Origin of the sequence: Clostridium sp. AM33-3, from assembly GCF_003480315.1 — a bacterium.
Lineage (GTDB): Bacteria > Bacillota > Clostridia > Lachnospirales > Lachnospiraceae > Brotaphodocola.
Genome location: NZ_QUIV01000032.1, coordinates 25,742 through 35,847, shown reverse-complemented (window position 1 = coordinate 35,847; position 10,106 = coordinate 25,742). Strand labels below are relative to the sequence as shown.

Genomic DNA, 10,106 nt, shown 5'->3' with positions numbered 1-10,106 from the left:
GCTCGGCGTTTTGTGTTGGATATATAAAATGAGCTGCCGCACGTTAGTGCGACAGCCCCATTTTTGTTTTACAGTACGGTCTTAAGGTCTTGGACCTGTAGTCAGGCCGGCTTTTAGCAGGCCATTCACATAATTGGAGCTGCTGCCGGAGCTGCTCTGGCTCGTGCTTCCGGAAGGAGCAACGCCGTTAAAGCTGGGATCGCTCTGGCCGGTAGCCGGACCGGTGGAAACATATTCGTTGTTGCTCTGATTCGAAGAGGAGCTTCCTGGCGTAGTGCTTCCGGATGTACTGCCCGGAGAAGCAGAAGGAGAGGCAGAAGAAGCTGTACTGCTTCCCGGAGCGCTGCTGTTTGAGGAATTGCTTCCCGGAATGGCAGTGGTATTGTTATTGCCGGAAGTATTGCCATTTACGTTCAGGGCATTGCCTCCGCTGGTGGTACAGGCACCATTTGCGGCAAAGGTGTAAGAAATGCCGTCAATCTTCAGCGTGGTGTTTGCTGCCATGCGTCCCTTGTCAGACGGATTCAGATAATAGTAGGTCCCGTCTACCTGGATCCATCCGGTCAGCTTGTGACCGGAATTGTTGAAATAGTAATAAGAACCTTCAATCTGCTTCCAGCCGGTAGACATGCGTCCGTTTGCCGGATCCATGTAGTAGCTGTTGGTGCCGTCACTGAGCCATCCGATGAGCATCCGGCCATCGGTGTGGAAATAGTAGTATGCGCCATCCACCTGCTGCCATCCGGTGAGCATCTTTCCATCCTTGCCGAACATATACCAGCTGTCATTGATCTCTCTTGCGAGATCCACGGTGCATTTTCCGTCATTTGGGTCAAAGTAATACCAGCCGTTGTCCATGTTGACCCAGCCGGTGGCCATGGCACCGCTGTCGCCCAGGTAGTAGTAGACATTGTCAATGCTTACCCAGCCGGTGTGCATGGTGCCGTCAGTCAGCAGGTAGTAATACTTGCCGTTGTCCTTCACCCATCCGGTCGCCATAACGCCGTTGCCCTGGAAATAGTACCACTTATTGTTGATCTTCTCCCAGCCAACCGTCATCTTGCCAGTGGATAAATTCAGATAATAATAGCCGTTTTCTGTGTTGAGCCAGCCCTTGTGCAATTCCCCGTTCGCGTCATAATAGTAATAGGTGCTGCCATTCTGCTGCCATCCGGTGGCAGCGTAAGCAGTTACGCCGGAAAAAAGGCTTATAGCACCGATGAATCCGGCCATGGCTGCTGCTGTCAGTCTTTTTGCGTGCTTCATACCATCCTCCTGTTTCGTACAATACATGATCGCGGCGTGTCTCTGGTGCCTGCAATCCTTCGATATTTCGATTATAGCATAGCCCTGTCTGAAAATGGTAACATTTTTCTTACAACAAACAAACCTTTTTGTAATAGGTTTTCGCATACCGGTACATGATGAGCGTATATTCTCCAAACTCTTCTCCCAGAGAAGCCTTATATACGGCCCACAGCGCCCACAAGAATCCGCCCAGCGCAATGTAGGAATAAACGATTTTGCGTTCTTTTGTCTCCGGTTCCCGCCCGAAATAAATCTGCATCAGCTTTTCGGTTGCTGCTTCATCATAATAGGAATAGATGGCACACATGCTGAGATCGATCAGCGGATCGCACATTCCGGCATATTCCCAGTCAATGAGGCGCACAGAACCGTCCGGCAGGAACAGGAAGTTATCGGCCACACTGTCAATGTGAGAGAGAACCCTTGGACGCTGCATGGCATCCAGCTGATCCATCAGCTCGTTCATGTGACTGCGGACCTCGGCATAATCCTCAAAACGGGTGCCGCCATGTGCTGCGCATAGCCCCTCATAGAATGCAATCCGCTCCCGGATATTAAATTCATGAGCTACGGTCAGCCCGGAATTGTGCAGGCGCTGTACCAGCTCCATGCATTTTGCGACATCCTCCCAGTCATCCGCCCGGGAATTGCGCGCTCCCTCATAGTATTCGGCAATCTTGTAGCCGGTATCGCCGTTCATATAGATGATATGCTCCGAAATATGCAGCGGCTGGATGGTGCGGTATACCTCCGCCTCCTCCTTCCGGTTGATCAGCAGTTCGGTACCCGGGCCGGGAATGCGGCAGATATAATGTCTGCCCTGCAGCTGGAACAGGAAAGATTTGTTGGTCATTCCGGATTTCAGACAGCGGATATCGTGGATCTCTGACTCCGGCACTTCAAAAACCTGAGAAACCAGCTCCAGCGCGGTATTATCAGAATGATTTTGGTAGCGGGGGTCAAACCGGCGCAGCTCCTCCAGATTTTCAAATTCATAAATCTGATGCTCCGGCTGCCGGTTGATATCCATCTCCAGCGTATCCAGGTGCTCGATCAGCACATTCTCCCAGTAAAACTGCTCCGTGCCGGGGGTGTGGTAATACTGCTCCAGAAGAGGCAGAAACTGTTCGGAGAACGATGCAGAAAAGAACACCGGTCCGTACATGACCCAGGAATCGTGCCCGCCCACTTCCACATGGGTGATGCGTCCCTTTTTGTTAAAGGAAAGACACCATTCCGACGTATCCCCTTCCATATAAGAAGAAGCATACCAGGCACCGCACTCGTAAGCGTGGAACATATTGTCCCGCAGCCAGTTGTCGGAAGAAAGAATGTACATGTTTTTGCCCGCTAGCACCTTTCTGGCGCGGTAAATGGTGGTCAGCGTATTCTTGCTGGCATATTCCGGATTATAAAGCAGCTTTACCTGATACTTGTCGATCAGGTATTCAAACTTTTCCTTCAGATACCCTACGGCAATGGTAATGTCCGTGATGCCGGCCTCATGCAGCTGCCGGATCTGGCGCTCGATCATCCGCTCACCGAACACCTCCAGCAGCCCTTTCGGTGTTTCAAACGTAAGCGGAACAAAGCGGGAACCAAATCCTGCAGCAATGATCAGCGCACCGTCCACCTTAAACTGATCCAGAAACTCATCCCCAGCTCCCGTCAGCTCATAGGTGCCTGCCACACTTTTGCCCTGGGCAATGAGCCGTTTTTGCATAGCCTCCTTAATTAAGGTGTTCACCGTTCCGACGGAAAACCCCGTTTTCTGCGCCAGATCCCTCTGCGTGCTGCGCGGATCTTCTTTTATATAACGACAAATCAAACCAATCCGATCCATTGAAAAACCTCCATAAATGTTCAAAAAACAATAAAAACAGGAATATATGAACACTATAGCACAAAGCAGTGAACAGGTACAGCCCACAAACAAAATTGTATGGATATAAGTACATATTTCGGAAAAACTATAGGTTTCGTAAGGTTTTCGTAAGAAAACGCTTAGGGTTTCGTTATAGCATTTCGGAAAAAACTATATTATACTGTCAGTGTGATGGAGAGATGGGAACTTCCAGAAGCAGTTACATAGATTTGCATTTATTCCTAAACACAGAAAAAATGTAAAAAACTATTGATAATTTGCCTTATAGGAAGTATAATCGTCTCGTAATGCAATTTAGGAATTTCGTAGCAAATTCAAAAAAGTAAAAAGGGAGAGTGCATCCATTATGAGAAAGCAGACTAAAGTAGTTGCAGTTGCATCTGCGGCAGCTCTGTTAGCTATCGGTGGTGCTATGACCTCTTTCGCAGCTCAGGGTTGGGTTGAGGAAGATGGTACCTGGTACTACTATGACAAAGATGGCAATAGAGTAGAAGACGAGTGGAGAAAATCCGGAGACAACTGGTTCTGGCTTGATTCCGAAGAGGGTGGCGCAATGGCTACCGACAAACTGGTTGATGACGATGATGACACCTACTACGTAGATGGCAACGGTGTTATGGTTACCAACACATGGGTTAAGGTTGTTAACGAGGATCAGGATGATGATGATCCGGCTGAGTACCGTTACTACTACATGCAGAATAGTGGTAAAGCATACAAAGCAAAAGACAGCGGCAACACCACCTTCAAGACTATCGATGGCAAGAAATATGCTTTCGATGAGGATGGTAAGATGCTGTATGGCTGGGTAAACGATGATTCTACCCTGGCTACCGATGATTCTGACTGGGAGACCGCTGAATACTACATGGGTTCCTGGGAAGATGGTGCTCTGAAGACTGGCTGGCAGAAAGTAAGCGTTTACGATCAGGATGAGGATGACGATTACGATTACTGGTTCAACTTCAAGTCCAACGGTAAAAAGCGTTTCTCTACTACAGATAAGAAGCTCAACGGTAAACACTATCGTTTCGATGAGCGTGGTGTAATGGTATACGAGTGGGCACTTGCAAGCGGCGCTGCTGCAAGCTCTTCTTCCGTATCCAACTGGCAGTACTTCAACAGCCCGGAGGATGGCGCTCGTGTAACCAAGGGTTGGTTCAAGGTAGTAGCTCCTGATGATGACAACGACAACACCTTCAAAGATTATGGTGTAACCTCCTTCGCACCTGGCGATGCTGAGGATGAGAACGAGAGATGGTACTACGCTGATGGCGACGGCGAGTTATACGCTGGCGAGATCAAGAAGATCAAAGGCAAATACTATGGCTTCTATCCGGAGGGAACTGACAAAGCTGGTTCCATGTTGACTGGTCTGTGTGCTCTGGTTGTACAGGATGGCAAGATTACTGAAGTAATCGAGCGCGACATGGATGCTGATGATCTTGATGACTGCATGGACGGCGAAGGCAAGTACGCAGCTATGTATGGCAACCCGAATGCTTCTCTGTACTACTTCGGTAGCGATGAGGATGCTGACGGTGCTATGAAGACTGGTAACACCACCATTAACCTGGATGGCGATTCCTATCAGTTCCTGTTCAGCAAAGCAGGCGGTGCTGAGAGCAAGGGTAAAGGCCAGACTGGTATTGATGACAACAAGTACATCTACAAGTTCGGTATGAAGATGAAAGCTGATTCTGAGGATAAGTACAAAGTTGTTTACGCTACCGGCGATACCGGCGATGATAACGCAGTTGTAGAAGAGATCGATACCGCTAAGATGAGAGGCCTTGCTGAGGAGGCTACCAACAAGAACAAAGATGGCGATACCATTAAGTATGTTGGCTCTTTAGGCAGCAACTTCTATCTGGTAAACACCAGCGGTACTATCGTTAAGAATAAGACCGCTGCTAAGGATGGCGATGACTGGTACTTCTATGTAGAGAACAAGCAGATCGTTATGTACAGCAACAACAAGACTCTGACTGCTGAGACTGGTAAGCCAGCTCCGAAGGATGTCAATGGTGTTGAGCTGAGAAAAGCTGGTGACAAGAATGTTACCATTGATAATGGTACTACCATTACTCTGAGCGATATCATCGACAGATAATCTCTAAGGACGAATAATTATAGTTCGCTTTTAGAAACTTTAAAACTATAGAAATATAGTCGCAGGGCGGCTACATGACAAATATATCATGTAGCTGCCCTGTTTTTATGTAAAAAATAAGACTCCTATTATTTCTATTAATAATCGATAAACTACTCTTTAGATTTCAGGCAAACAGGAAAAATGAAATAGGCATTGTTTAAAGTAGAAAAAGAACGTATAATGAATGATATCTATTCCGATTGCGGAAGAGACATATTGCTAATTAGAAATGGTAGAGGAGGATTTATGGAAAACCATAGAAATATTGAGACGGATCCATTTGCAACCAGTTGTGCTTCGATCATCAGTGGGGTGATTAGTGTTTTCTTATCGGCCCTGGTGATGGGCCTTCCATTGTATCTTCACAATTCCTATTTCGATATTTTGGAAGCAAAATACAAATGGTATTATGGAAGTTTTTTGCTCATGCTGGCGATAGTGCTGATCTTGAGTTTGGCCATGTTGGTTATCGATTTTAAGGAATTTGGAGGAGAACACGCCAAAACATTGTTTGCGGCTTTGAAACCGGCAAATTGGAAAAAGTTATTTTATCCGGCGGATGTAGCAGTTTTAGTTTTTTGGCTGGTGGCGCTCATTTCTACCTTTCAGTCAGAATATTTTTATGAATCATTCTGGGGAAATGAAGGAAGGTATAGTGGGCTTTTCTTAATGACGTTATATGTGGTAATGTATTTTGTGGTGAGCCGATTTTGGAAAGCACAAAGCTGGCTGATTTATGCTTTTCTTCTGGCCGGGATTATTGTATGTGCAATTGGAATCACAGATTATTTTCAAATGGATATCTTTCATTTTCGTGTGAAAATTAAACCGTCAGAGTCTGCTATTTTTACTTCAACGATAGGAAATATCAACACGTATACAGCTTATATTGCTTTGATCATGGGAGCGGCTGCTGGAATATTTGTGACAACAGAAAAACGTTGGAATTTAATATGGGCGTATGTATGCTTGTTTATCTCGTTTATGGCTATTATTATGGGGTGTAGTGATAATGCGTATCTTGCACTTGGCGCGTTATTCGCTTTTATGCCATTAATGCTTTTCCAGAGCAAGCGAGGACTGATCCGCTATTTAGTCATGCTTTCTACTTTTGCTACGGTGATCCAGTGTGTAGATTTTATTAATCACAGGTATGAGAGCGTTGTGCTGGGGTTGGATAGTTTGTTTAAAGTTGTGGTAAATCTGCCAGGACTTTTGCTGCTTGTGTTGGTGTTATGGGGAGTAACAATAACGGTATATGTAGTCTTTAGACGAAATACTACGATAATGAGAAAAGAAGATTCTGTACAGAAACAGGCGACCGATGAATTGTCTCCATTGCTGCGCAGAGGCTGGATGATTTTTTTAGTAATAGTTTTTTGTGTCATAATGTTTTTGCTGGTTGATGCAAATTTTTTGGGCCATGAAGAGCGATACAGCAGTCTTGCTAATTATTTGGTATTTAACGATGAATGGGGAACCAGCCGGGGATATATCTGGAGAAAATCTATAGAGGCATATGGAAAATTTCCTGTGATGCATAAACTGTTTGGATATGGTCCAGACACCTTTGGCATTTTAACTACACAAAAATTTTTTGGAGATATGATAGATACTACAGGTTTATTATTTGATAATGCACATAATGAATATCTGCAGTTTCTGCTGACAATTGGACCGATAGGCTTGATTGCTTACTGGATATTTATTATATTCAGCTGTCGTAGTATGCTAAAATGTAATATCAAAAAAGAATATGCAATAGCTTGTGCATGGGCGGTGATTTGCTATTGTTTCCAGGCTATGGTAAATTTGAATCTTCCAATCACGGCTCCGCTTTTATGGGGGATGCTCAGCATGGGAATTGCAATAATACGATCTGGTAAAATAAAAAATGAAAATAGCCAGGCCGATATGGTCTGAAATGAAAAAAAGACAATTTTGGTAAAATATACGAAATTGTCTTTTTTTAGTGCGCCGGCGGCGTACGTCGATAATGATGCAAATCCTTAATCTGTGGAATCGCTATAGATCATTACCTTGCTGTGGCTTTGACTACATAAAACCTTGGATGAGCATAGATACGCGAATTCACGCCATAGTTCGATATAATAGTATGACGATATATTATCTGTGTACATTGTTTTTTTGTTCACAGGCAAATTCATATCAATTATTTTTACAAAGGAGACACTCTATGGAAAAGGAATTCAAAACGTATCTGACAGACCAGAATTTGTCGAAAAACACAATCATATCGTATCTTTACGCACTTCATCAGTTTGAAGAAAAGTATGACAAACTCAGTAAACAGAATCTGCGTGATTACAAGGTTTACCTGATCGAGCATTATAAACCACAGACTGTCAACTTGCGCATCCGGGCAATGAATTGTTATCTGGAAAGCATTAAGAAAGAGCAGTGGAAGCTGCCCTCTGTCAAGGTACAGCAGAAACCATTTCTGGAAAATGTGATCAGCGAAGCGGATTATCTGTACTTTAAGAACTGTTTGAAACGGGATCAGGAGATGTACTGGTATTTTGTGGTACGTTTTTTGGCAGCTACAGGTGCTCGTGTCAGCGAGCTGCTTCAGATCAAATGTGAACATGTTCGGATTGGATATCTGGATCTGTATTCCAAAGGCGGAAAGCTGCGAAGAATTTATATTCCGTCCGCCCTGCAGAAGGAAACCTTAAAATGGATGACGGAAACAAAAAAAGAAAGTGGATTCCTGTTTTTAAATAAATATGGGGAGCTGATTACTGCAAGAGGAATTGCCGTACAGTTAAAGCACTTCGGTTCCAGGTATGGCCTTGATCCATCAGTAGTGTACCCACATTCCTTTCGCCATCGCTTCGCGAAAAGCTTTCTGGAACGCTACAATGACATTGCCATGCTTGCTGACCTGATGGGACACGCCAGCATTGAAACCACTCGGATTTATTTGAGAAAAACCAGTACCGAACAGCAGAATATCATCAACCAGATTATTGACTGGTAATAAAAAACACGGCCTCTGTCTTTCTCGACAGAAGCCGTGTTCAAGCTTCAAATTACGTTAATCGGAATTAACAATCTGGCTATTAGTTAGCGAAATCGTTTTTCCAGTTAACCAGAACAGAATTAACAGTCTTGCCTGCTGCGTTCTTGGTCTTCTCAACGTTCTTCTCGCTAGCGTACAGTTTAACATCGTAGTTGTTTACGAAGAAGTACCAGTCATCACCATCTTTGATGCCGCTCTTATTCTTAACAACGCTACCGGTAGAGTTAACCAGACGATAGTTCTGACCGTTCAGCTTGTAGTAGTTTACGGTATCATCATCGTTGTTAACGAACGGAGTACCAGCAGTGTTCTGACGTCTTACAGCACTACCAGACAGCTTCTTAACGGAGATGTAATCGTTGGTGTTGATATCCAGAGTAGTACCATTCGGATTGGTGTTAACAACCTCAACAACTTTGTACTTATCATCAGAACCAGCCTTGATTCTCAGACCAGCTTTGTAGATGTACTTGTTATCATCGATACCGTTTACACCAGCACCACGCTTCTCGGTACCGCCAGACTTTCTGAAGAAGAAGTTGTAGCTGTCACCACCGATGGTAGCAGATACAGCACCAGTCTTCATAGCGCCATCGGCATCCTCATCGTTACCGAAGTAGTACAGAGTATAACCGGTTGCTAAGTAGGAATCGTAATCACCATCTAACAGATCATCGATATCATCGCTGTCCATGTCATCAAGAACTACATCATCAACGATTCCGGTTGCAGCATCAACCTTGATCAGGTTCAGACCAGTCATCATCTTACCAGCGCCCTCACGGCCATCATCTGGCATGAAGCCATAGTATTTACCTTTGATCTTTTTGATCTTACCGGTCTCCAGAGTACCATCACCGTTGGAGTAGTACCAGTTCTCATCCTCATCGTCAGCATCCTTAGTATCGAATGCGCCGCCGTTGCTGAAGTTAGCATCGAAGGTATTGTCCTCGTTCGGCGGAACTACCTTGAACCAACCCTTGGTTACGCGAGCACCATCTTCTGGGCTGTTGAAGTAACCCCAGTTAGAAGCGGTAGAAGTGTTAGCGCTTGCTACAGATGCAATTGCCCACTCAGAAACCATAACACCTCTCTCATCGAAAGCGTAGGTCTTACCGTTTACTTTCTTGGTACGATACTCATTACCAGTGGTAGAAAGTTTAGCGAATCTCTTACCGTTGGTCTGGAAGAAGAACCAGTAATCCATATCATCGTCTTCAGCATCATCCCATACGGAAATTCTCTGCCAGCCAGTCTTCATAGCACCTTCTTCCCAGCTGCCCAGATAGTAAACATCCTCATCGATAGAAGCTTCCCAAGCGAAATCATCGGTCAGGCGGTTAGCGCTTGCATCAACCCAGCCATACAGCATGATACCTTCGTCATCGAAAGCATATCTCTTACCATCGATAGTTTTGAACTTGGTGGTATTGCTGTCGCCAGCTTTGTAAGCTTTACCGTTGGACTGCATGTAGTAGTAGTGGTACTCAGCCGGATCATCATCATCCTGATCCTCGTTAACTACTTTAACCCAGGTGTTGGTAACCATAACACCGTTGCCATCTACGTAGTAGTAGTTGCTCTCATCCTCGATGACTTTATCGGTAGCCATTGCGCCACCCTCATCACCGTCAAGCCAGAACAAGCTATCTCCAGATTTTCTCCACTCGTTCTCTACTCTATTGCCATCTTTGTCATAGTAGTACCAGGTACCG

The 10,106-nt window shown here is 45.0% G+C and carries 6 protein-coding genes; 3 read left to right on the top strand and 3 right to left on the bottom strand.

What is annotated here, in order from left to right; translation table 11 throughout:
* Positions 1-81: 81 nt before the first annotated feature.
* Positions 82-1,266: a cell wall-binding protein gene (locus tag DW819_RS14250; RefSeq protein WP_118733805.1), complete on the bottom strand. Its 1,185-nt coding sequence runs from the start codon at positions 1,264-1,266 to the stop codon at positions 82-84.
* Between the two features lie 109 nt (positions 1,267-1,375).
* The gene (locus DW819_RS14245) at positions 1,376-3,151 is read right to left on the bottom strand and encodes a sugar phosphate nucleotidyltransferase (RefSeq protein ID WP_118733804.1); all 1,776 of its coding nucleotides are present in this window, start codon (positions 3,149-3,151) and stop codon (positions 1,376-1,378) included.
* 388 nt (positions 3,152-3,539) lie between these two features.
* Here DW819_RS14245 and DW819_RS14240 point away from each other — a divergent pair, with 388 nt between their 5' ends.
* The 3 genes from DW819_RS14240 to DW819_RS14230 all read left to right on the top strand — a co-directional run bounded on the left by DW819_RS14240 (position 3,540) and on the right by DW819_RS14230 (position 8,349).
* Entirely contained in the window at positions 3,540-5,306 is a 1,767-nt protein-coding gene (locus DW819_RS14240; protein ID WP_182432666.1) for a cell wall-binding protein, read from the top strand.
* Positions 5,307-5,594: 288 nt separating this feature from the next.
* A complete protein-coding gene (locus DW819_RS14235; protein ID WP_182432665.1) occupies positions 5,595-7,271 on the top strand; it encodes an O-antigen ligase family protein in 1,677 nt (558 codons plus the stop codon).
* 274 nt (positions 7,272-7,545) lie between these two features.
* A complete protein-coding gene (locus DW819_RS14230) occupies positions 7,546-8,349 on the top strand; it encodes a tyrosine-type recombinase/integrase (protein ID WP_118733802.1) in 804 nt (267 codons plus the stop codon).
* Positions 8,350-8,431: 82 nt separating this feature from the next.
* On the opposite strand, the gene DW819_RS14225 is transcribed toward DW819_RS14230, so the two are convergent.
* The coding region (locus tag DW819_RS14225; protein ID WP_243025886.1) for a hypothetical protein at positions 8,432-10,106 on the bottom strand (1,675 nt) is incomplete at its 5' end.

Bases quoted from the DNA above. Each gene is read 5' to 3' on its own strand.
- DW819_RS14250 (WP_118733805.1), bottom strand. From the start codon at position 1,266: ATGAAGCACGCAAAAAGACTGACAGCAGCAGCCATGGCCGGATTCATC.
- DW819_RS14245 (WP_118733804.1), bottom strand. From the start codon at position 3,151: ATGGATCGGATTGGTTTGATTTGTCGTTATATAAAAGAAGATCCGCGC.
- DW819_RS14240 (WP_182432666.1), top strand. From the start codon at position 3,540: ATGAGAAAGCAGACTAAAGTAGTTGCAGTTGCATCTGCGGCAGCTCTG.
- DW819_RS14235 (WP_182432665.1), top strand. From the start codon at position 5,595: ATGGAAAACCATAGAAATATTGAGACGGATCCATTTGCAACCAGTTGT.
- DW819_RS14230 (WP_118733802.1), top strand. From the start codon at position 7,546: ATGGAAAAGGAATTCAAAACGTATCTGACAGACCAGAATTTGTCGAAA.